19 protein-coding genes and 1 pseudogene are annotated in these 20,737 nt (G+C 52.7%); 11 read left to right on the top strand and 9 right to left on the bottom strand.

Annotated elements, in window-relative coordinates:
- Window positions 1-12: 12 nt before the first annotated feature.
- The 3 genes from HV346_RS18150 to HV346_RS18140 all read right to left on the bottom strand — a co-directional run bounded on the left by HV346_RS18150 (window position 13) and on the right by HV346_RS18140 (window position 2,676).
- Window positions 13-915 (bottom strand): carbohydrate ABC transporter permease, encoded by a 903-nt coding sequence (locus HV346_RS18150; RefSeq protein ID WP_181620639.1) that lies wholly within the window; start codon window positions 913-915, stop codon window positions 13-15.
- Window positions 908-1,798 carry a sugar ABC transporter permease gene (locus tag HV346_RS18145; RefSeq protein ID WP_181620638.1) on the bottom strand — a complete coding sequence of 297 codons (891 nt, stop codon included), beginning with the start codon at window positions 1,796-1,798 and terminating at the stop codon, window positions 908-910. Before HV346_RS18145 ends, HV346_RS18150 begins: the two co-directional genes overlap by 8 nt.
- Before the next feature lie 554 nt (window positions 1,799-2,352).
- Window positions 2,353-2,676 carry a cupin domain-containing protein gene (locus HV346_RS18140; RefSeq protein ID WP_181620637.1) on the bottom strand — a complete coding sequence of 108 codons (324 nt, stop codon included), beginning with the start codon at window positions 2,674-2,676 and terminating at the stop codon, window positions 2,353-2,355.
- A 135-nt stretch (window positions 2,677-2,811) separates the two neighbouring features.
- Between HV346_RS18140 and HV346_RS18135 the strand changes: the two genes are divergently transcribed.
- A complete protein-coding gene (locus HV346_RS18135) occupies window positions 2,812-3,504 on the top strand; it encodes an aspartate/glutamate racemase (RefSeq protein ID WP_181620636.1) in 693 nt (230 codons plus the stop codon).
- A 34-nt stretch (window positions 3,505-3,538) separates the two neighbouring features.
- Here HV346_RS18135 and HV346_RS18130 read toward each other — a convergent pair whose 3' ends face one another.
- Window positions 3,539-3,937, bottom strand: coding sequence for a helix-turn-helix domain-containing protein (locus HV346_RS18130; protein WP_181620635.1), 399 nt, complete (start codon window positions 3,935-3,937; stop codon window positions 3,539-3,541).
- 179 nt (window positions 3,938-4,116) lie between these two features.
- Here HV346_RS18130 and HV346_RS18125 point away from each other — a divergent pair, with 179 nt between their 5' ends.
- Together HV346_RS18125 and HV346_RS18120 are read left to right on the top strand one after the other, a co-directional pair.
- The gene (locus HV346_RS18125) at window positions 4,117-4,542 is read left to right on the top strand and encodes a DoxX family protein (RefSeq protein WP_181620634.1); all 426 of its coding nucleotides are present in this window, start codon (window positions 4,117-4,119) and stop codon (window positions 4,540-4,542) included.
- Window positions 4,543-4,583: 41 nt separating this feature from the next.
- Window positions 4,584-5,132: a flavodoxin family protein gene (locus tag HV346_RS18120; RefSeq protein WP_181620633.1), complete on the top strand. Its 549-nt coding sequence runs from the start codon at window positions 4,584-4,586 to the stop codon at window positions 5,130-5,132.
- Here the strand turns inward: HV346_RS18120 and HV346_RS18115 are convergent.
- Window positions 5,125-6,084 (bottom strand): LysR family transcriptional regulator, encoded by a 960-nt coding sequence (locus HV346_RS18115; RefSeq protein WP_181620632.1) that lies wholly within the window; start codon window positions 6,082-6,084, stop codon window positions 5,125-5,127. The two genes, HV346_RS18120 and HV346_RS18115, sit on opposite strands and share 8 nt — an antisense overlap.
- 124 nt (window positions 6,085-6,208) lie before the next feature.
- Here HV346_RS18115 and lysA point away from each other — a divergent pair, with 124 nt between their 5' ends.
- Window positions 6,209-7,471, top strand: a complete 1,263-nt coding sequence (gene lysA, locus HV346_RS18110) for a diaminopimelate decarboxylase (protein ID WP_181620631.1) — start codon at window positions 6,209-6,211, stop codon at window positions 7,469-7,471.
- Here lysA and HV346_RS18105 read toward each other — a convergent pair.
- Window positions 7,441-8,478 carry a LacI family DNA-binding transcriptional regulator gene (locus tag HV346_RS18105; RefSeq protein WP_181620630.1) on the bottom strand — a complete coding sequence of 346 codons (1,038 nt, stop codon included), beginning with the start codon at window positions 8,476-8,478 and terminating at the stop codon, window positions 7,441-7,443. The two genes, lysA and HV346_RS18105, sit on opposite strands and share 31 nt — an antisense overlap.
- A gap of 300 nt (window positions 8,479-8,778) precedes the next feature.
- On the opposite strand from HV346_RS18105, the gene HV346_RS18100 reads away from it, so the two are divergent.
- The 4 genes from HV346_RS18100 (at window position 8,779) to HV346_RS18085 (ending at window position 12,877) form a co-directional block, all read left to right on the top strand.
- Complete coding sequence (locus HV346_RS18100) at window positions 8,779-10,104, top strand: PTS transporter subunit EIIC (protein WP_181620629.1); 1,326 nt, start codon at window positions 8,779-8,781, stop codon at window positions 10,102-10,104.
- Window positions 10,105-10,111: 7 nt separating this feature from the next.
- Entirely contained in the window at window positions 10,112-11,539 is a 1,428-nt protein-coding gene (locus tag HV346_RS18095) for a glycoside hydrolase family 1 protein (protein ID WP_181620628.1), read from the top strand.
- 91 nt (window positions 11,540-11,630) lie between these two features.
- Entirely contained in the window at window positions 11,631-12,404 is a 774-nt protein-coding gene (locus HV346_RS18090; RefSeq protein ID WP_181620627.1) for a GntR family transcriptional regulator, read from the top strand.
- Complete coding sequence (locus HV346_RS18085; protein ID WP_181620626.1) at window positions 12,401-12,877, top strand: GNAT family N-acetyltransferase; 477 nt, start codon at window positions 12,401-12,403, stop codon at window positions 12,875-12,877. Before HV346_RS18090 ends, HV346_RS18085 begins: the two co-directional genes overlap by 4 nt.
- On the opposite strand, the gene galR is transcribed toward HV346_RS18085, so the two are convergent.
- Window positions 12,838-13,854: an HTH-type transcriptional regulator GalR gene (gene galR, locus HV346_RS18080; RefSeq protein WP_181620625.1), complete on the bottom strand. Its 1,017-nt coding sequence runs from the start codon at window positions 13,852-13,854 to the stop codon at window positions 12,838-12,840. The two genes, HV346_RS18085 and galR, sit on opposite strands and share 40 nt — an antisense overlap.
- A 624-nt stretch (window positions 13,855-14,478) precedes the next feature.
- Between galR and aas the strand changes: the two genes are divergently transcribed.
- The 3 genes and pseudogenes from aas (at window position 14,479) to HV346_RS18065 (ending at window position 19,279) form a co-directional block, all read left to right on the top strand.
- Complete coding sequence (aas, locus tag HV346_RS18075; RefSeq protein ID WP_181620624.1) at window positions 14,479-16,638, top strand: bifunctional acyl-ACP--phospholipid O-acyltransferase/long-chain-fatty-acid--ACP ligase; 2,160 nt, start codon at window positions 14,479-14,481, stop codon at window positions 16,636-16,638.
- Complete coding sequence (gene lplT / locus HV346_RS18070) at window positions 16,631-17,824, top strand: lysophospholipid transporter LplT (protein WP_181620623.1); 1,194 nt, start codon at window positions 16,631-16,633, stop codon at window positions 17,822-17,824. The genes aas and lplT overlap by 8 nt, the downstream gene beginning before the upstream one ends.
- A 134-nt stretch (window positions 17,825-17,958) precedes the next feature.
- A pseudogene (locus HV346_RS18065) lies at window positions 17,959-19,279 on the top strand (IS4 family transposase).
- A 35-nt stretch (window positions 19,280-19,314) separates the two neighbouring features.
- Here HV346_RS18065 and HV346_RS18060 read toward each other — a convergent pair.
- On the bottom strand, window positions 19,315-20,355 hold the full coding sequence (locus HV346_RS18060; protein ID WP_181620622.1) for an NADP(H)-dependent aldo-keto reductase: 1,041 nt from the start codon (window positions 20,353-20,355) through the stop codon (window positions 19,315-19,317).
- A gap of 123 nt (window positions 20,356-20,478) precedes the next feature.
- Entirely contained in the window at window positions 20,479-20,697 is a 219-nt protein-coding gene (locus tag HV346_RS18055) for a YgdI/YgdR family lipoprotein (RefSeq protein WP_114978579.1), read from the bottom strand.
- Window positions 20,698-20,737: the final 40 nt, after the last annotated feature.

Genomic DNA, 20,737 nt, shown 5'->3' with positions numbered 1-20,737 from the left:
GATATTTCCCTCTTAACCTTTAATTCCGCTGCTGGTTACGCCCTGTACGAAGTAGCGCTGTGCCAGGAAGAAGACAATGATAGATGGCAGAATGGAGATGCTCGCCATTGCCAGAATTTCGTTCCACGGCGCACCTTCGGTGACGTCGATGGACATTTTCAAAGCCAGTGCAATCGGGTATTTATCCACGCTGTAGACATAAATCAGCGGCCCGATAAAGTCATTCATTGACCACATGAACTGGAACAGTGCGACAGAGATAATGGCCGGTTTCAGAATCGGCACGACCACATACCACAGCACCTGAAGGGAGTTACAGCCGTCGATTTGCGCCGCTTCTTCCATGTCACGCGGTACGCCGCGCAGGAACTGAATCAGCATGAAGACGAAGAACCCCTGAGTGGCAAATGCCAGCGGCAGGTACAGTGGCATATAGCTGTTCAGCATGCCCATTTCGCGGAACATCAGATACTGTGGGATCAGCAGTACGGTGCTCGGCAGTAACATGGTGGTGATGAGCGTGGCGAACCAGAATTTCTTCCACGGAATTTCGAAGCGGGCAAAGCCATACGCCACGATGGTGGAGGAAATAATGGTCAGAATGACTTTAGGAATTACATACTTAAAGGTGTTAAGCATGTAATGACCAAAGTTGTACTCGGTCCCGGTTTTCCAGCCATTAATAAAGCCATCCCAGGTTGCGTGTGCTGGCCACAGGCTCAATGTGGTGAATATCTCGTGGTTCGGTTTGAACGACGCGGAGAACATCCAGACCAGCGGGTAGAGCATCAACAGACCCACAAACAGCAGGATCACATAGCGGATACTGGCGTTGATTTTCTCCTTGCGCAGCGTGCGGGCAACTTCGCGCTCTGCGATGCTTCGCGCCGTGGAGAGTTGTTGAATATCAGCCATTTTTGCCTCCTTTATCGGCGGAGTAGAACACCCAGTATTTCGAGGACTTAAAGGCGATAGCGGCAAAGACAGCGACTACCAGGAACAGGATCCAGGCCAGTGCAGCGCCGTAACCCATGTCAAAGTACTTGAACGCGGTGTCGTAGATGTAAAGCGAGAACAGATAAGTGGAGTAAGTGGGTCCCCCGCCGGTGATTACATACGGTCCGGTAAATTCCTGGAACGCCTGCGTGGTCTGCATGATGAAGTTAAAGAAGATGACCGGGGTAATCAGCGGAACGGTCACTTTCATGAACATCTGCCATTTAGATGCCCCGTCGATCATTGCCGCCTCGTACTGAGACTGTGGAACGTTTTGCAGTGCCGCGAGGAAGATCACCATCGCAGAGCCAAACTGCCAGACGCGCAGTAAGGTCACGGACATCAGCGCCAGAGAGGGTTCGCCGAGCCAGTTCACGGCATCGAAGCCAAACACGCCGATGAAGCTGTTCAGCAGGCCATCAATAGCAAACAGTGCACGCCACAGTACGGCAATCGCAACGGAGCTACCCAAAATGGATGGAATATAGTAAGCAGTACGGAAGAAACCGATGCCGCGTAATTTAAAGTTAAGAACAAACGCAATGCCCAGTGCAAATGCCAGTTTCAACGGAATCGTTAAAAATACATATGCAAAAGTGACACCCATGGATTTCCAGAAGAGCGTGTCTTCAGTAAACATGTAGCGATAGTTTTCGATGCCGTTAAACACCGGAGGACTCATCAAATCGTAATCAGTAAAACTGAGAAAGAAAGATGAAACAAAGGGAAACGCGGTGAAGATTATCAACCCGATTATATAGGGTGATATCCACGCTAGCCCCAGCATTTTGTTTTCATTCATACATACCTACCTGGCAATCAATGGTTTAAAACGGAATCCGATTGTGATGCTGTTGCCCCACGCCTTTGGGAAAGCCTGGGGAGATGTATTCGGTATGACGCGCGTTGTGGTTACTCCCTTTACCTTCTGTTTTTCGGAACATTTCTTGAGTTTTTACTGACATGCCCTGTCAGGGTTTTAAAAACACTCGAACTGTTGTTCTCGAATACTAAAACATCGTTTTATTTTATTTTATTGCTATTTATTTCTACGTCATTCGCTTAATGATGGAAATGTGATCGAGGTCGAAACGCTGTTTCAATAAGGTGAGGAAGGTGGCACTTTTTACTCAGGCCGGGTATGACCAGGTCAGTCAGTAAGAGTGCGTTTTGATGGCAGTGTGATGATCAATAACAATGATAACCGCTGGATGCTAACTACTAATGTTGATAGTTCGGCATCACATTTAAGCTGATACCTATTGAGAGAATTCTGGCTTTTTTATCTGGTCAGTGCAGTGGCATGCTGAACGGGAAAAAGAAGGAGAGGGCGAGTGGAAGCATCGCCCTTTTGACTTATTTGAGGAAATCTTCGCGGACAGGGGTAAAGGTATCAAGCAGCGTACCTGGTTTGAGGCAGACGCAGCCGTGCATAATATGTGGCTCTTTGTAGAGGGTATCGCCTGCCGTCACCACATGCTTTTCATCGCCAATGGTGAACTCGAACTCTCCAGAAAGCACATAGGTCAACTGTTCATGCGGATGGTTGTGCATCGGGCCAATTGCGCCTTGTTCAAAGTTCACCTCTACCGCCATCATCTTGCCGTTGTGTGCCAAAATTCGGCGTGTGACGCCATTGCCCAGATCGTCAAGCGTCGTCTCTTTGTGAAAAATAAACATATCTCGGTCCTGTTATCTAATGAAACAATGTTTCATTTAATTTATATCACCATGAGTTAAAAAGAAACGGATAGCCAAAGAACTGGAAACAGGATCACAAGTTTGCTTCACTGGAAGAAACATAAAGGAGCCAGTATGAAAACGATCGGTCTGTTAGGTGGAATGAGCTGGGAGTCAACCATTCCTTATTATCGCCTGATTAATGAAGGGGTGAAGCAGCGTCTTGGTGGACTGCATTCGGCCAGCCTGTTACTGCATAGTGTTGATTTCCACGAAATCGAACTCTGCCAGTCGCGAGGTGAGTGGGACAAAGCGGGTGACATACTGGCGCAAGCGGCTCTGGGGCTGGAACGTGCCGGAGCGCAGGGTATTCTGCTGTGTACCAACACTATGCACAAAGTGGCGTCGCACATTGAAGACGCCTGCCCGCTGCCTTTTCTGCATATTGCGGATGCCACCGGGCGTGCGATTACCGCAGCAGGTTTGTCACGTGTGGCGCTTCTGGGCACGCGTTACACCATGGAGCAGGATTTTTATCGCGGTCGACTGAGCAGCCAGTTTGGCATTGAAAGCCTGGTTCCGGATGATGCAGATCGGGCGCGGATCAATCAGATCATTTTTGATGAACTCTGCCTGGGAACCTTCAGCGAGGCTTCTCGCGAATACTACGTCAACGTGATCGACAAACTCGCGCGGCAAGGGGCTGAAGGGGTGATTTTCGGCTGTACTGAAATCGGCCTGCTAGTCCCGGTTGAGCGTAGCCCAATCCCGGTCTTTGATACGGCCGCTATTCATGCGGCGGATGCCGTCGAGTTTATGCTCTCCTGAGCAACGTCTGGCCGGGCATGACCCGGCCAGTATGTCAGGCGGAGGCATTGGCCGCGTCATACGCTGACTGCGCTGCCACAATTGCATCCATATTACTTTCCACCCAGTGGGCCAGCACCGTGACCGTTTCGGTTAACGCCTGGCCCAGTGGCGTCAGGCTGTATTCCACAGTGACCGGAACGGTGGCGAACACGGCCCGAGAAACCAGTCCATCACGTTCCAGCTTGCGCAGTGCCTGAGTCAGCACTTTCTTGGTAATTCGCTGAATATCCCGTTGTAAGTTGTTAAAGCGCATCGGTCCGTTTTCCAGACGAGCCAGGATTAATAAAGCCCACTTGTCAGCAATGCGTGCCAGTACGTCGCGTGTCGGACAGCGTTCATCGAAGACGTTATAAGGCGGCATATCCGTTTTTACGATTTCGGTGTCGGTCATGGTGGTTCCCTCGAGGTAACCAGGTGAGGTAAAAGTGCCTTCTTACGCAAGTGAATGTTTGCGTGTATAAAACGACGTAAGGTTTCTATTTGATACCAGGGAACCGAAAATGGCAACTCGGGAGACCGATGCTGTTCGTTGAATGTTTGATAGCACGCTGACAAATAAGAAAATTCACTATGCTGAATACTATTGATGCCGTATTTACTCGCTATACCAACCACCCGGATTTTGGCCGCCTGTTGCTACGTCTGACATTCGGTATTTTGATGTTGTTTCATGGAGTGGCGAAGATTGACCACGGTGTAGGCTGGATTTCTGCGCTACTCGAACAAAAGGGATTACCAGGCTTTATTGCCTATGGCGTTTTTATCGGTGAAATCATCACCCCTGTGCTGATCATTATCGGCTGGCTGACACGTCCGGCTGCATTTATCTATGCCTTCAATATTCTTGTCGCCACGCTGTTGGTGGGAATGGGGAAATTCTTCTCGCTGACGGATGTGGGGGCATGGGCGCTCGAAAGTGAAGCGCTCTATTTTCTGGGTGGGCTGTGCATTATGTTCCTCGGCGCGGGAAAATATGCTGTATCGCGCAAGGCTTAATTAACTGACTTTCAAAGCAATATTGCATCAGGAGATATACCATGAGCGTTGTAGTTATCTATTATTCTGGTTACGGTCATACTAAACGCGTAGCCGAAACGGTTGCAGAAGGGGCGAAGGCTGAACTGATCGCGATTGACAGCAATGGTGATATTCAGGAAAGCGACTGGCAAAAACTGAACGATGCGAAGGCCATTATTTTTGGTGCGCCAACCTATATGGGCAGCGTGCCGTGGCAGTTCAAGAAGTTCGCTGATGCGACCTCTAAAGCCTGGTTCGTTCGCAGTTGGCAGGACAAAGTGTTTGCCGGTTTCAGCAACAGTGCGAGCCTGAACGGTGACAAACAGGTTTCGCTGCAGTACCTGCAAACGCTGGCGTCTCAACATGGCGGGATCTGGGTGAGCCTGGGCCTTCCTCCGGCAAACACACTGGCTTCTACGCGTCAGGACATTAACAACCTGGGTGGCTCAGTCGGTCTGCTGGTACAGTCTCCGTCAGATGCAGACGCAGGTGCGATCGCCACTGGCGATCTGGATACCGCAGTCAAATTCGGCGAGCGTGTGGCGTCTGTCGCAAAACGTTTTAACTGAGTTTGCTGACGCCCGGCGTTGAGTCGGGCGTGCTGTTGAGCACATTTTCCAGCTGTGTGGTCAGTGTGCTCAACCCTCCCTGCAAATGCTCGCTGAAAGCATCAACCAGCGCAGATGCCGGGCGATGCAGCGGGCGGATCAGGCTCACCGTGAAGGGGACGGAGACGCTAAATCGGCGGATCACAATCCCGCTTCCTGCATAATCCAGCGCCGTTAACGGGTTCACAACCGCAATTCCCACACCTGCACGCACCATGGCGCAAATTGACGCCGCACTGTGCGTTTCAACCACCATACGCCGTTTCACCTGATGCTCTGCAAAAAGCGAATCCAGCAACAGCCGGTAGCTGTCGGTCTGCGACAGGCTAATGTAGTTTTCGCCCTGAAAATCGGCAGGGGTCAGGACACGTTTGTGGGTCAGCGGGTGTCCTGTAGGCAACACACAGACTTCATCTAATGACAGCAATTCCGTGCGGGCAGTACCCGCAGGGGTTGCCAGGGTTTCCGTCAGACCGAGATCGTGGCGCTGAGCGGAGAGCCACTCTTCAAGAAGGGGGGATTCCTGCGGCACAATCGTGAGATTCACCTCCGGGTAGCGAGCAAGAAAAGGCTGTAGCAGCAAGGGAAGGAATGACTGGGAGAACACGGGCAGGCAGACGATGGACAGCTCACCCTGGCGAAATTCCCGCAGGCTCTCTGCTGCGCTAACGATACGATCCAGCCCATACCAGGAGCGTTGCACTTCCTCGAACAGGCGCAACCCCTGCACCGTCGGGTGAAGACGACCGCGGGTACGTTCAAACAGCTTTAGCCCGAGCACTTTCTCAAAGCGCGCCAGTTCGCGGCTGACTGTCGGCTGAGAGGTATGCAGCATCTGTGCAGCTTCGGTGAGATTTCCGGTGGTCATGACCGCATGAAAAATCTCGATATGGCGTAAGTTGACGGCGGGCATAAGGTTCCTGGTGGCGAAAATGCACTCCATATCATTTTTGCATAGACTCGCGATAAAACGATATTTTTTATTCTCTTCATGCTGTGGCGTAATCATAAAAAAAATGACATACCCGGAGAAGACCATGCCACGCCCACTCAACCAGACTGATACCGATTTAAACGCCGACAACTTACTGCGCCTTCCTGCTGAATTCGGCTGCCCTGTCTGGGTATATGACGCGCAGATTGTCCGTGAGAAGATTGCGGCGCTGCATCAGTTTGACGTGGTGCGTTTTGCGCAGAAGGCCTGCTCCAACATCCATATTCTGCGTCTGATGCGTGAGCAGGGCGTAAAAGTGGATTCGGTATCACTGGGAGAAATCGAACGTGCGCTGGCTGCGGGTTACGATCCAAAAGGCGACAGCGATGCGATAGTCTTTACTGCTGATCTGATTGATGACGCGACGCTGGCGCGGGTGCATGAATTACGTATTCCGGTGAATGCAGGTTCTGTAGACATGCTGGAACAGCTTGGCAAAATGTCCCCAGGTCACCGTGTCTGGTTACGCGTTAACCCAGGCTTTGGTCACGGCCACAGTCAGAAAACCAATACCGGCGGGGAAAACAGCAAGCACGGTATCTGGTACAGCGATCTGCCCGCCGCACTGGAGGTATTGCAGCGCTACAACCTGACGCTGGTAGGCATTCATATGCATATCGGCTCCGGCGTGGATTATGGTCATCTTGAGCAGGTCTGCGGCGCAATGGTGCGCCAGGTGATCGACTTTGGTCAGGATCTGGAGGCGATCTCAGCCGGTGGCGGCCTTTCCATTCCCTACCGCGAAGGGGAAGAGGCGATCGATACCGAGCACTACTATGGCCTGTGGAGTGCTGCGCGCGATAAAATCGCCGCCCATCTTGGTCATCCTGTGAAGCTTGAAATTGAGCCGGGGCGTTTCCTGGTCGCGGAGTCTGGCGTGCTGGTGGCGCAAGTTCGCAGTGTGAAAGAGATGGGGTCGCGCCATTTCGTGCTTATCGATGCAGGATTTAGCGATCTGATGCGCCCGGCGATGTACGGTAGCTATCACCACATTACCGCCCTGGCCGGAGATGGCCGCGATTTAACGCAAGCCCCGCATGTTGAGACGGTTGTCGCGGGTCCATTGTGTGAATCGGGCGACGTGTTTACGCAACAGGAAGGCGGAAAAGTGGAAACCCGCGCGCTGCCGGAAGTGAAGCCAGGTGATTACCTGGTGCTTCACGATACAGGGGCTTATGGTGCGTCGATGTCCTCTAACTACAATAGCCGCCCGCTACTGCCAGAAGTGCTGTTTGATCACGGCGTGGCGCGGCTGATTCGCCGTCGCCAGACCATTCAGGAGTTACTGGCGCTGGAGCTTTTCTGACTGAAATAAGGTCCCGTTGTTACCGAATCACGCAGTACCAGCGTACCGGTGAAAGGCGGGATCGTTTCGACCGGCTGGTTTTTTGCCAGCCGGATTGCCTGGTCGATAGCGGTAACAATCATACTGTCGATGGGCAGATAGACCGATGAAAGTGCAGGTTCCAGCCATTTTGCGCTGGGGGCATCGTCAAAACCAAACAGTGAAATGTCCTGCGGAATGCGTAACCCGGCCTGATGTAACGCTTTGGACGCACCGAGCGCCATATCATCATTACAGGCAAACAGGGCGCTAAACGGGACATTTTCAGCGATCAACTCTTTGCACAGCTCATAGCCGCGTGTCATTCCCGCATCACCGTATTTCACCCGCCGCTCATCCAGGCGAATACCGTGTTTCTCCAGTGCCTTACGATAGCCCATCAGACGCGCTTTACCGGTTGGGGTATGAATGGGCACTGTCATACAGGCGATTTCGCGATGACCCTGGCTTATCAGATAATCCACCGCTTTAAATGCAGCATCCTGCTGCTCAAAAAAGACACAGCGATCCGCCGCCTGGCTTACCTCACGGTTGATGACGACTAACGGGGTTTGTACGGTATGGATAAGCTTCATGATCGCTTTTTCGCTCATGTAGCGCGTGTAAAGCACAATGGCATCGCACTTGCGATCGGCCAGCATTTGAACCGCCAGTTCTTCCTGCTCAGGCGCATCATGGCCATCGGTCACAATCAGCTGTTTGCCGTGGGTTTCCGTCTGACGTGACGCCTGTTGCAGCAAACGACCAAAGTAAAAGCCGTCAAAAGTAGAGACCACCAGGCCAATGCTGTTGCTGGTACGGTTGGCGAGGGATCGCGCCAGAAAATTGGGACGATAGCCCAGTTCTTCCATCGCACGAAATACCTGCTGACGCGTACTCTCTTTAACCTGACCTGTGCCGTTCAACACGCGCGATACCGTGGCTTTCGACACGCCCGCCCGTAATGAGACATCCAGCATTGTTGCCATGAATAATTCCTGCTTCCACGTAATGGTCTGCAGTTTATCACAGACCGTCAGGCACATACGCGGGATGGGGAGGGCAAAATCCCCACCATGATCACGCTTTTCGGTCGCGGTAAACCGGAGCAGAATGAATGAGGATAAGTGGTATGCCAAAGTAGTCATAAATCATTATTTGGAATACCTATTGTGGTGTTGAGAGCTTAATCACAGAACCATGAGCGCTGTGAAGCTATTTTTGGTATGCCAATAGAAGCAGGCTGTACACCTTATCCAATAAAAGCCCTTTTACTGAGGTATTACCCTATGGCATTGCAGGAAAAACTGATCGACGCTCTGGGCAGTTTTGCCACTAAATTCAATAGCTATCGCTATATCATGGCGATCAAATCTGCCTTTATTACCCTCATGCCGGTCATCATTGTTGGGGCATTCTCTGTGCTGATCTCCAACATGGTGCTGGATCCAAAAAATGGTTTAGCCAGCTTTCAGGCGCTCTCATTTCTCGCGACCTTAAAGCCCATCACCAGTGCGCTCAACTACGCCACTCTCAACTTTCTGAATATCGGCGCGGTCTTTTTAATCGGTATTGAACTGGGGCGTATTAACGGCATCAAGTCACTTTTCCCTGGCCTGCTGGCGGTGATCTGCTTTATCTGCGTGACCCCAACCACCGTGGAAATGCTGGTCGATGGGCAGATGCATGTGGTGAAGGACGTGCTGCTGCGTCAGTTCTCCGACACCCGCAGCCTGTTCCTCGGGATGTTCATCGCGATTTTGTCCGTCGAGATTTACTGCTGGCTGGAAACCCGCAAGGGCCTGAAAATCAAAATGCCGGATACCGTACCGCCTAACGTAGCGGCGTCGTTCTCCGCGCTGATCCCGGCGATTATCACCACAACTGCTATTGCGACTTTTGGTTTTGTTTTCCATCAAATTACCGGCATGTACCTCTATGACGCGGTGTACCAGGTGGTGCAACAACCGCTGGAGCGCGTCGTACAAAGCCTGCCAGGGATCTTGCTGCTGATGTTTGTCGCACAGCTGTTCTGGGTGATTGGCATCCACGGGAATCAGATGATCAAGCCGATCCGCGAACCGCTGCTGTTGGGGGCGATCACTGTCAACATGAGCGCCTTCGAGCAGGGTAAAGAGATCCCCAATATCATCACCATGCCCTTCTGGGATGTGTACATGAGCATCGGCGGATCAGGGCTGACGATTGGTCTGCTGATCGCGGTGATGATCGGGACGAAACGTAAAGAGATGAAAGAGATAGCCAAGCTGTCCATTGGCCCCGGCCTGTTTAACATCAACGAGCCGGTTATCTTCGGCATGCCAATCATGCTGAACCCTATCCTCGCGATCCCGTTTATTATCACGCCGCTGGTGACGGGCTCCATCGGTTATTTTGCCACGGTAACCGGTTTTGCCGGGAAAGCCGTGGTGATGGTTCCATGGACAACGCCGCCACTGATAAACGCCTGGCTTTCAACGGCAGGTTCAATGGGGGCGGTGATTACCCAGCTCATCTGTATTATTACTGCTGTGCTTATTTATCTGCCCTTTGTGAAGATTGCTTCCCGCCGTGCCGAGCAGGCGGCACTGCAACAAGCCACTAACAATGCATGAGGATGCCATGAGTACAAAACGCATGACCATTCCCCAGGATTTCATCCTGGGGGCGGCGGCTTCTGCCTGGCAGACTGAAGGCTGGAGCGGGAAAAGAGAGGGGCAGGACTCGTGGATCGATCTCTGGTACAAAAACGATCGTCACGTCTGGCATGACGGTTACGGCCCGGCGGTCGCCACCGACTTTATCAACCGCTTCCGTGAAGATGTCGCGCTGATGAAGCAGGCGGGGTTGACGCATTATCGCACCTCGATCAACTGGTCGCGTTTTTTGACGGACTATGAAAATGCGACGGTCGATGAAGCATACGCCTCGTATTACGATGCCCTGTTTGATGAGATGCGCCGTCAGGGTATTGAGCCAATGATCTGCCTGGAGCATTACGAATTGCCGGGCGTGCTGCTGGAAACCTACGGAGGCTGGGCATCAAAGCATGTGGTTGAGCTGTTCGTGCGTTACGCCGAAAAAGTGTTCGCGCGCTATCATGCGAAAGTGACGCGCTGGTTTACCTTCAACGAACCGATTGTGGTGCAAACGCGCGTCTACCTGGATGCCCTGCGCTGGCCGTACGAACAGAACACGGGAACCTGGATGCAGTGGAACCACCATAAAGTGCTGGCAACGGCGAAAGTGGTGAAGCATTTCCGTGAAAAAGGTTATCGCGGTTCGGTGGGCTGTATCCTCAACCCGGAAGTGACTTATCCCCGCTCACGAGCCGAGCACGATGTACGCGCGGCGGAGATTTACGATCTATTCTACAACCGTGTATTTCTCGATCCTCTGGTGCATGGGCACTATCCTCAGGCGCTTTTTACACTCCTGGAGCAGCATCAGGTCGCCTGGGATTACACCCCGGAAGAGCTGTTGCTGATCGCTGAAAACACCGTTGATGAGTTGGGTATCAACCTTTATTACCCGCACAGGGTCAAAGCGCCTTCACGGGCCTGGCATCCGCAAACACCTTTCCATCCGGCGTATTACTACGAGCCTTTCGAGCTGCCAGGACGCAGGATGAATAAATCCCGCGGCTGGGAGATTTACCCGCGCATTATCTATGACATGGCAATGCGCATTAAACGCGATTACCGCAATATCGACTGGTTCGTGGCGGAAAGCGGCATGGGGGTGGAAAATGAAGCACAGTTTCGTCGCCGCGATGGGGTGATTGACGACAGTTACCGTATCGACTTTATCAGTGAACACCTCTATTACACGCTGCTGGCGAGGGAAGAGGGGGCAAACTGTCGCGGTTACATGCTGTGGGCGTTTACTGACAACGTCTCTCCCATGAATGCTTTCAAAAACCGGTATGGATTGATAGAGATCGACCTCGCCGATAATCGTGCCCGTCATCCGAAAAAATCAGCGACCTGGTTCCGGCAACTGCGCGATGCGCGCGTGCTCACGCTCTGTGTTGATGATGAATGGAAGTAGGCGAAAACACGGCAGGTTCTGGTAAAATAGCGCACAAACTGGCCGGGAGGATGCCCGGTCTGCGCATTAACTGATAAGCACAGGTGATCACGTGGATAAGGCAGTCGTCCCGCTGGAAAAAAAACAGTACCAGGAAATTGGCGAGGATTTGCGTGCGCAAATTATCCAGGGACATTATCCCGTTGGCTCTCGCTTGCCGCCGGAGCGTAATATCGCTGAAACCTACGGCGTGAGCCGTACCATTGTGCGTGAAGCCCTTCTGATGCTGGAGCTACAAGGCACGGTCGATATTCGCCAGGGATCGGGTGTCTACGTGATGCGCATTCCCGAAGAACATGAAAATGAAGAAGAGCGCTTTCTGAATAGCGATGTAGGCCCGTTTGAAATTTTGCAGGCGCGCCAGTTACTTGAAAGCAATATTGCTGCGTTTGCCGCCAAAATGGCGACGCGCGCTGATATCGATAATCTGCGCCGGATTATCGAACAAGAACAACGTGCAATTGCCGCCGATGACAATAGCCAGGATAACAACAAGATGTTCCATCTGGTGCTGGCGGGGGCGACGCAAAATCAGATGCTGCTGGCGACCGTCGAAAGCGTCTGGCATCACATGGACAGCAGCCCGCTGTGGCAGCAGTTCAATGTGCATATTGCCAGTCGTGCGTACCGGCTTAAATGGCTTGGTGACAGGCAAACCATTCTTGCTGCATTGCGTCGCCGCGACGTTATGGGGGCCTGGCAGGCCATGTTCCAGCATCTGGAAAACGTGAAAAAGAGCCTGCTGGAGTTGTCTGACGAAGATGCGCCCGATTTTGACGGCTACCTTTTTGAATCCGTACCCATTTTTCAGGGGAAACTGGTGTGACGATTCTGCCGCTTTACGCCGTTCCTCAGTTTGCAGAACAGGTTACTGACTGGCTCTGGCAGGCGTTTGGCGAGGGCGTGCCACGTGGGTTTTTCAAAAGTGTGATTGATCATAGCCAGAAGGCCGATGCGCTGCCGCTGACTTTTGTCGCCCTGGACGGGGAACAACTGCTGGGAACGGTAGGGTTGTGGCGCTGTGATTTGATAACGCGCCAGGATCTTTTCCCCTGGCTGGCGGCGTTATACGTTAATGAAGCCGCCAGGGAGAAAGGGCTTGCCGGACAATTACAGGCATATGTTATTGATTATGCCAGACGCGCCGGGTACGCCGAGCTGCATCTCTGGTCTGCCTGCCGTGATTTCTACGAACGCTACGGCTGGCAGTACATCGGTGACGCGCTGGAATACCCGGATAAAACGGTGCATCTCTATCACTACTCGCTTTGCGAGTCCGCTGGTGGCACAACAGAGTGACGGCGGACCAGCGTCGGGCTGAACAGATGGGTAATATCTGGCGGCTGGCGTTTATCTGCCAGTGCTAATGCCAGCTCAGCGGCTTGTGTCGCCATGGTGACAATCGGGTAACGCACGGTCGTCAGACGAGGTCGCACGTAGCGAGAAACCAGCACATCATCGAAACCAATCAACGAAATTTCTGCCGGGACATCAATGCCGTTGTCATTTAACACGCCCATTGCGCCAGCGGCCATAGAGTCGTTATAGCTGGCTACGGCAGTAAAATTGCGCCCACGACCTAACAGGTCCGTCATCGCCTGCTCGCCACCGCTTTCGTCCGGCTCGCCGTAGGCAACCAGACGGTCATTGCACGGCAGACCATTTTCGCGCAGTGCATCGTAATACCCTTGCAGGCGGTCGTCCGCATCGGAAATCGGGTGGTTTGAGCACAGATAGCCGATGCGCGTGTGACCCTGCTGAATTAAATGGCGGGTGGCAAGCCATGCGCCATAACGATCATCAAGCGCCACACAGCGTTTTTCAAAGCCAGGGATAATACGGTTGATTAATACCATGCCGGGGATCTGTTTCATCAGATGAATGAGGTCGGCATCGGGGATCATTTTGGCATGTACCACCAGGGCAGCACATCGGTGGCGAATCAGTTGCTCAATGGCCTGACGTTCTTTTTGCTCATTATGGTAGCCATTGCCGATCAGCAGAAAATTGCCCGTTTGGTATGAAACTTGTTCTACGGCTTTGACCATCGCGCCGAAAAAGGGGTCAGACACATCACCGACCACCAGTCCCACCGTTTCTGTCGACTGCTGGGCAAGTGCGCGGGCATTGGCGTTGGGATGGTAGTTCAGCGTCTCCATGGCGCTCTGTACCGCCTGGCGCGACGCATCACTGGCTTTCGGTGAATCGTTGATCACGCGCGAGACGGTAGCGACAGACACACCAGCCAGACGGGCCACATCCTTAATTGTCGCCATTTAGTACCTTCTTAGTGGGGGTAAGCGTTTACACACCAACTAGTGTTGCGGAAAAGCGCCACGCATTCAAGGGGAGAGGGGTTTTGCAATCGACAAACGTGACGCAGAACATGCCGTACTGGTGTAATCGTTACACAGCAAGGCATGTCAAAATAATGTCAATCTGAACCTTTAGTTACACTTTGCCTCAGGCTGTTGCGATTGTCTGATAGCCGGATTTGTTCCGGGATTGATAAAGTCGAGATCCCAGAGGTATTGATAGGTGAATTCAACTCCGGTTGATTAACACGATTTACACCAACCTGCGTTTATGCGCAGGTTTTTTTTTGCCTCAGAGTTCAACCTGTAACAGCAAAAGAGAATATTCACACCTGGTTGCACTTAGGCTCATTCCCTTGCGTTTTCTTGCTGGCGAAGCCCAGGGCGAACAGCCACAATCAAGATCCCAGAGGTATTGATTGGTGAGAATTCTTGGTACGGTTTCGTACTCATCTCTTGCACCAGCCTGCGCGGATGCGCAGGTTTTTTTTCGCCTCTATTTTAGCTGTCGCCCCCTCAGCACTTCTCGTGTAATCTGCCACAATTTAGCGTAACCCCACAAATTGACAGGCAAAGGGAGTTGAGATGCTTTTTGGGTTCTTCCGTACACTATTTCGTATCCTCTTTCGCATTCGTGTCACGGGCGATGCCCAGGCGCTTTTGGGCGAGCGCGTGCTCATCACCCCAAACCATGTCTCCTTTATTGATGGCATTTTGCTGGCGCTTTTTCTGCCAGGGCGGCCCGTCTTCGCGGTGTACAGTTCCATCAGTCAAAAATGGTTTATGCGCTGGCTCGCGCCGCTCATTGATTTTGTGCCGTTGGACCCGACAAAACCTATGATGATCAAACACCTGGTGCGCCTGATTGAGCAGGGACGCCCGGTGGTTATTTTCCCTGAAGGTCGCATTTCGGTGACGGGGTCATTGATGAAAATCTATGATGGCGCAGGCTTTGTCGCCGCGAAGTCAAAGGCGACCGTCGTTCCGCTGCGTATTGAAGGGGCTGAATTGACCCCGTTCAGCCGCCTGAAAGGGCTGGTTAAACAACGCATGTTCCCCAAAATCACGCTGCATATTCTGCCGCCAACAACGCTGCCGATGCCTGATGCGCCGCGCGCGCGCGATCGCCGTAAAATCGCGGGGGAAATGCTGCATCAGATTATGATGGAAGCGCGCATGGCCGTTCGCCCACGCGAAACGCTATATGAGGCTTTACTCTCGGCTCAGTATCGCTTTGGCGCGAAGAAAAACTGCGTTGAAGACATTAACTTCACGCCAGATACCTACCGTAAACTGCTGACTAAGACGTTGTTTGTTGGCCGCATTCTTGAGAAATACAGCAAAAAAGGCGAAAAAATTGGCCTGATGCTGCCCAATGCCGGTATCAGTGCGGCTGTGGTTTTTGGCGCGGTGTCGCGCGGGCGCATTCCGGCGATGATGAACTACACGGCGGGTGTGAAAGGGCTTACCAGTGCGATTACGGCGGCACAGATCCAGACGGTCTTTACCTCTCGCCAGTTCCTGGATAAAGGGAAGCTGTGGCATTTGCCGGAACAGCTCACTCAGGTTCGCTGGGTCTTCCTGGAAGATTTGAAAGCAGACGTCACGACGGGTGACAAGCTGTGGATTTTCGCTCATTTGCTGATGCCGCGCCTGGCGCAGGTGAAACAGCAGCCGGAAGATGCGGCAATTATCCTCTTTACCTCTGGTTCTGAAGGCAACCCGAAAGGGGTGGTTCACAGCCATAAAAGCCTGCTGGCGAACGTTGAGCAGATCAAAACCATTGCCGACTTTACTGCGAAAGATCGTTTTATGTCGGCGCTGCCCCTGTTCCACTCTTTTGGTCTGACTGTCGGGTTGTTTACGCCCCTGCTTACTGGCGCCGAAGTGTTCCTCTATCCTAGCCCGTTGCACTATCGTATCGTGCCGGAGCTGGTTTATGACCGTAACTGCACGGTGCTGTTTGGAACCTCGACATTCCTGGGTAACTACGCCCGTTTTGCAAATCCGTATGATTTCTATCGTATCCGTTACGTGGTTGCCGGAGCCGAAAAACTGCAGGACAGCACCCGACAGATTTGGCAGGACAAGTTTGGTCTGCGTATTCTGGAAGGCTACGGGGTAACGGAATGCGCGCCTGTGGTCTCTATCAACGTGCCAATGGCGGCAAAACCGGGAACGGTAGGGCGCATTCTGCCGGGAATGGATGCTCGTTTGTTGGCCGTGCCGGGAATTGATGACGGTGGCCGTTTGCAACTGAAAGGGCCGAATGTGATGAACGGCTATCTGCGTGTTGAGAACCCTGGCGTGCTGGAAGCGCCGACGGCGGAAAACGTCGAAGGTGAGATCGAGACCGGCTGGTATGACACCGGCGATATCGTGCGGTTTGATGAACAGGGATTCGTGCAAATTCAGGGCCGCGCAAAACGCTTCGCCAAAATCGCAGGGGAGATGGTCTCACTGGAGATGGTTGAACAACTGGCAACGGCTGTTTCTGCCGACAAGCTTCATGCCACGGTAGTGAAAAGTGATGCCAGTAAAGGCGAAGCGCTGGTGTTGTTTACGACCGATAGCGAGCTTAAACGTGAGCGTCTTTTGCAGTATGCGCGTGAACATGGCATTCCTGAACTGGCCGTCCCGCGTGATATCCGTTATCTCAAACAACTTCCGGTGCTGGGAAGCGGCAAACCTGATTTTGTTACCCTGAAAGGCATGGTTGAACAGGCGGAACAGCAACATGCGTGAGTCAGTACACACTAACACGTCAATCTGGTCAAAAGGCATGATGGCGGTCATCGCCGCACAGTTTCTCTCCGCATTTGGTGACAACGCGTTGTTGTTTGCCACTCTGGCGTTGCTGAAAGCGGAGTTTTACCCTGACTGGAGTCAGCCCGTTCTCCAGATGGTGTTTGTGGGTGCTTACATTATCTTTGCGCCATTTGTTGGACAAGTGGCAGACAGTTTCCCGAAAGGGCGCGTCATGATGTTCGCTAACAGCCTCAAGCTTCTTGGGGCGGCCAGTATCTGTGTTGGTTTTAATCCGTTTATCGGGTACACGCTGGTAGGGATTGGCGCAGCAGCCTATTCACCCGCGAAGTACGGAATTCTGGGTGAACTGACGACCGGTGATAAGCTGGTAAAAGCGAATGGTTTGATGGAGTCATCGACGATTGCAGCGATCCTGATAGGTTCGGTTGCCGGGGGCGTGCTGGCTGACTGGCATGTACTGGCTGCACTCGGGATTTGTGCGGTGGTGTATGGCGGCGCGGTCATTGCAAACCTGTTTATTCCTAAGCTACCCGTCGCGAGGCCAGGGCAATCCTGGCGTGTTAAACCGATGACAGCCAGTTTCTTTAACGCCTGCCGGGTACTGTGGCGTAACGGTGAAACGCGCTTCTCGCTCATGGGAACCAGCATGTTCTGGGGCGCAGGCGTAACGCTGCGTTTTCTGTTGGTGTTATGGGTTCCTGTAGCACTTGGTATTACTGACAACGCGACGCCGACCTATCTCAATGCCATGGTTGCCGTGGGGATTGTGGTTGGGGCCGGGGCAGCAGCAAAACTGGTGACGCTCGATACCGTTGCACGCTGCATGCCTGCCGGGATCTTGATTGGTGTTGTGGTGCTGGTTTTCTCCCTGCAACACGCATTGCTACCGGCTTACGCATTATTGATACTGATCGGCATTCTTGGTGGCTTCTTTGTTGTGCCATTAAATGCATTGTTGCAGGAGCGAGGCAAACATACTGTTGGGGCGGGAAATGCCATTGCGGTACAAAACCTTGGTGAAAACACGGCAATGCTGCTGATGCTGGGACTCTACTCGCTGGCCGTTAAAGTGGGTATACCGGTGGTGGGCATTGGTGTGGGCTTCGGGGCGCTGTTTGCGTTGGCGATTGCGGGATTATGGGGTTGGCAACGCCGCCGCTAAATGGCACGGTCTGCAGTTCGCAAAAAGATGAAAAACGGCAACCAGGAGGTTAATGCCGATCAGTTAAGGATCGATTGACCGATCCGGTGGCTGGTGTAAAAAGGGTTCCATGTTCATGATGGAGCCCTTTTTAAATGGAACTTTATCAGGCACCTGGCATTATCAACGCCACCACTCCAGAGCGTGCCCGTAGTCTCGCCGACCTCATTCCCCCGGCGCTTATTCAGCAGGCCTCACGCTGACCGATACCGTCACTTTGCGTAAACGCAAACTCCCTCTCGGGTCGATGATTTGGCTTGTCGTAGGGATGTCCATTTTCTGCGACCGTCCAATGACAGAAATCGTAAATCTGATGGATATCACTGACCGTACTGCCCCCCTTTTACCGCCCGGAGTGCTGTCATTCAGCGCCGTAAAACTCTGGGAGAGAACGCTGTGCGGGAGCTTTTTGATATCACCCGGCAGTACTGGAATCAACAGGCAGTGCATCCACAATGGCACGGACTGAACCTCTTTGCTGTCGATGGCGTGGTCTGGCGTACCGCAGATACACCGGAAAACAGAGCCGCCTTCAGTAAACACACCAGTCAGTATGGCGAAGGGGGTTATCCTCAGGTACGTATGGTTTGTCTGATGGCGCTGAGCAGCCATCTGATCACAGCCAGTGCTTTCGACAGTGAAAATATCAGCGAAATGAGGCTGGCTGAGCAACTGACAGAGAAAGCGCCGGATAACAGTATTACCCTGTTCGATAAGGGATTTTACCCGATGGGCCTGCTCCATCACTGGCAGACATCAGGAGAAAACCGGCACTGGTTGTTGCCGTTGAAAAAGAATACACAGTATCGGGTGGTTCGCCGTCTGGGCCGCGGAGATGAACTGGTCTGCCTGAAAACCAGCCCGCGAGCCCGGAAGCACTGGCCAGGGGTCCCGGAAGAAATAGTGGGAAGACTGCTGACCCGCAGGGTGGACGGAAAAGAGAGGCAGGTGCTGACATCACTGACAGACCCGAATCGTTATCCAGGCAATGACATCAGTGAGTTATATCGCCACCGCCGGGAAACAGAGCTGGGTTACCGGGAAGCCAGGCAGAGTATGCTGGACAGTCGATGGACGTTACGCAGTCGCCTGCCGGAACTGGTGAGGCAGGCGCTGTGGGGGGGGCTACTGGCGTATAAGCTGGTGCAATATCAGATGGTGCAGATGGTGTTCCATCTGAAGGGAGATGATTTGCCTAACCAGCTTAGCTTCAGTGGAGCGATAAGCGAAATAATCCGGCTACTGATAACCCTGCCGTGGGCCTCACCGGGAAAAATGCCGGGCGAAATGAGAACGCTGTATGAACAAGCGAAATGGCTGATATTACCGGAGAGAAGGGAGCGAAGTTACCCGCGGGAACTCAGGGTAAAGACCAGAAAATATCCGGATAAAAAGGTTGCTGGTCACCTTAAGTGACCAGCATTAACCCGGAGGTTGCCGTTTTGCTTTTGTTACGGTGCTGGATAGGTATAAATCTGATGCACCGCTTCTATCTCCGCCAGAACGTCTTCGCTCAGTTCCAGATGGAAACTGTCGATGTTTGCTTTCAACTGTTCCATGGTGGTTGCTCCCAGGAGGGTACTGGCAACGAATGGCTGGCGACGCACAAAAGCCAGCGCCATCTGGGCTGGATCAAGCCCGTGTCGTTTCGCAATATCGACATAGGCCGCAACGGCTTTCTGTGTCTGCTCACCGCTGTAACGCGTAAAGCGACTGAACAGGGTATTGCGCGCCCCGGCAGGTTTTGCGCCATTCAGGTATTTGCCCGTGAGCGTTCCAAAGCCCAGACAGGAATAGGCGAGTAGCTCCACGTTCTCATATTGTGTAACTTCCGCCAGACCCACTTCATAGCTACGGTTTAGCAGGCTATAAGGGTTCTGAATGGTGACGATACGCGGTAAATCATGCTTATCAGCCAGGTGAAGGTAGCGCATCACACCAAACGCGGTTTCATTCGAGACGCCGATATAGCGGATCTTACCTGCGCGCTGGCATTCCGTGAGGGCTTCCAGTGTTTCAAGCAAGGTAACAACGGGGGCGCTCTCATTCCAGCTATAGCCGAGTTTACCGAAACAGTTCGTTGGACGTTGAGGCCAGTGAACCTGATACAGGTCGAGATAGTCAGTCTGCAAGCGCTTCAGGCTGGCATCCAGTGCGGCGCGAATGTTTTTGCGATCCAGTACCTGGTTTTGGCGGATCCCGCTGTCATTGTTGCGTGCAGGACCACTGACTTTAGAGGCGACGACCAGCTTTTCACGGTTGCCGCGTTTTGCCAGCCAGTTACCGACGTAGGTTTCAGTTAGCCCCTGTGTTTCCGGACGGGGAGGTACAGGGTACATCTCTGCGACATCAATCAGGTTAATCCCCTGGCTGATGGCGTAATCGAGTTGCGCATGGGCATCGGCTTCGCTGTTTTGTTCACCGAAAGTCATCGTGCCCAACCCCAGTTGGCTTATCTCCAGAGAGCTGTGGGGGATACGGTGATAATGCATAGCCGGCTTCCTTTACAATGGGCGTCAGGAACGTCCCGACGAAGGAGTATAAACATGGCAGAGGGGAGGCAAAAGGGGAAGGAAAAAATCAAAAAGGCCAGCAAGCGACTGACCTTTATCTGTTTATCGCTCGATAATTTGCGACACTTCATCACGATTGATTTGCATTTTATTCCCTTCCTGATCCCGGTAACTGACCAGGCCGGTATCATCGTCGACTTCGGGTTTTCCATCAGTGAGGATCATACGACCATCTTTTGTTGCCATCACATAATCGCTACTGCAACCTGAAACCGCGAAGGCTAAACCGACTGCTGAGATTAACACTGCCCATTTTTTCATCGTTATCATCCTCACCTGGCTCGTATCAAGTCATAGTGTA

Origin of the sequence: Enterobacter sp. RHBSTW-00994, from assembly GCF_013782625.1 — a bacterium.
Taxonomy (GTDB): domain Bacteria; phylum Pseudomonadota; class Gammaproteobacteria; order Enterobacterales; family Enterobacteriaceae; genus Enterobacter.
This window is presented reverse-complemented; position numbering and strand designations above follow the sequence as displayed.

Excerpts from the sequence above, each read along its gene's own strand:
- HV346_RS18150 (WP_181620639.1), bottom strand. The coding sequence starts at position 915 with ATGGCTGATATTCAACAACTCTCCACGGCGCGAAGCATCGCAGAGCGC.
- HV346_RS18145 (WP_181620638.1), bottom strand. The coding sequence starts at position 1,798 with ATGAATGAAAACAAAATGCTGGGGCTAGCGTGGATATCACCCTATATA.
- HV346_RS18140 (WP_181620637.1), bottom strand. The coding sequence starts at position 2,676 with ATGTTTATTTTTCACAAAGAGACGACGCTTGACGATCTGGGCAATGGC.
- HV346_RS18135 (WP_181620636.1), top strand. The coding sequence starts at position 2,812 with ATGAAAACGATCGGTCTGTTAGGTGGAATGAGCTGGGAGTCAACCATT.
- HV346_RS18130 (WP_181620635.1), bottom strand. The coding sequence starts at position 3,937 with ATGACCGACACCGAAATCGTAAAAACGGATATGCCGCCTTATAACGTC.
- HV346_RS18125 (WP_181620634.1), top strand. The coding sequence starts at position 4,117 with ATGCTGAATACTATTGATGCCGTATTTACTCGCTATACCAACCACCCG.
- HV346_RS18120 (WP_181620633.1), top strand. The coding sequence starts at position 4,584 with ATGAGCGTTGTAGTTATCTATTATTCTGGTTACGGTCATACTAAACGC.
- HV346_RS18115 (WP_181620632.1), bottom strand. The coding sequence starts at position 6,084 with ATGCCCGCCGTCAACTTACGCCATATCGAGATTTTTCATGCGGTCATG.
- lysA (WP_181620631.1), top strand. The coding sequence starts at position 6,209 with ATGCCACGCCCACTCAACCAGACTGATACCGATTTAAACGCCGACAAC.
- HV346_RS18105 (WP_181620630.1), bottom strand. The coding sequence starts at position 8,478 with ATGGCAACAATGCTGGATGTCTCATTACGGGCGGGCGTGTCGAAAGCC.
- HV346_RS18100 (WP_181620629.1), top strand. The coding sequence starts at position 8,779 with ATGGCATTGCAGGAAAAACTGATCGACGCTCTGGGCAGTTTTGCCACT.
- HV346_RS18095 (WP_181620628.1), top strand. The coding sequence starts at position 10,112 with ATGAGTACAAAACGCATGACCATTCCCCAGGATTTCATCCTGGGGGCG.
- galR (WP_181620625.1), bottom strand. The coding sequence starts at position 13,854 with ATGGCGACAATTAAGGATGTGGCCCGTCTGGCTGGTGTGTCTGTCGCT.
- aas (WP_181620624.1), top strand. The coding sequence starts at position 14,479 with ATGCTTTTTGGGTTCTTCCGTACACTATTTCGTATCCTCTTTCGCATT.
- lplT (WP_181620623.1), top strand. The coding sequence starts at position 16,631 with ATGCGTGAGTCAGTACACACTAACACGTCAATCTGGTCAAAAGGCATG.
- HV346_RS18060 (WP_181620622.1), bottom strand. The coding sequence starts at position 20,355 with ATGCATTATCACCGTATCCCCCACAGCTCTCTGGAGATAAGCCAACTG.
- HV346_RS18055 (WP_114978579.1), bottom strand. The coding sequence starts at position 20,697 with ATGAAAAAATGGGCAGTGTTAATCTCAGCAGTCGGTTTAGCCTTCGCG.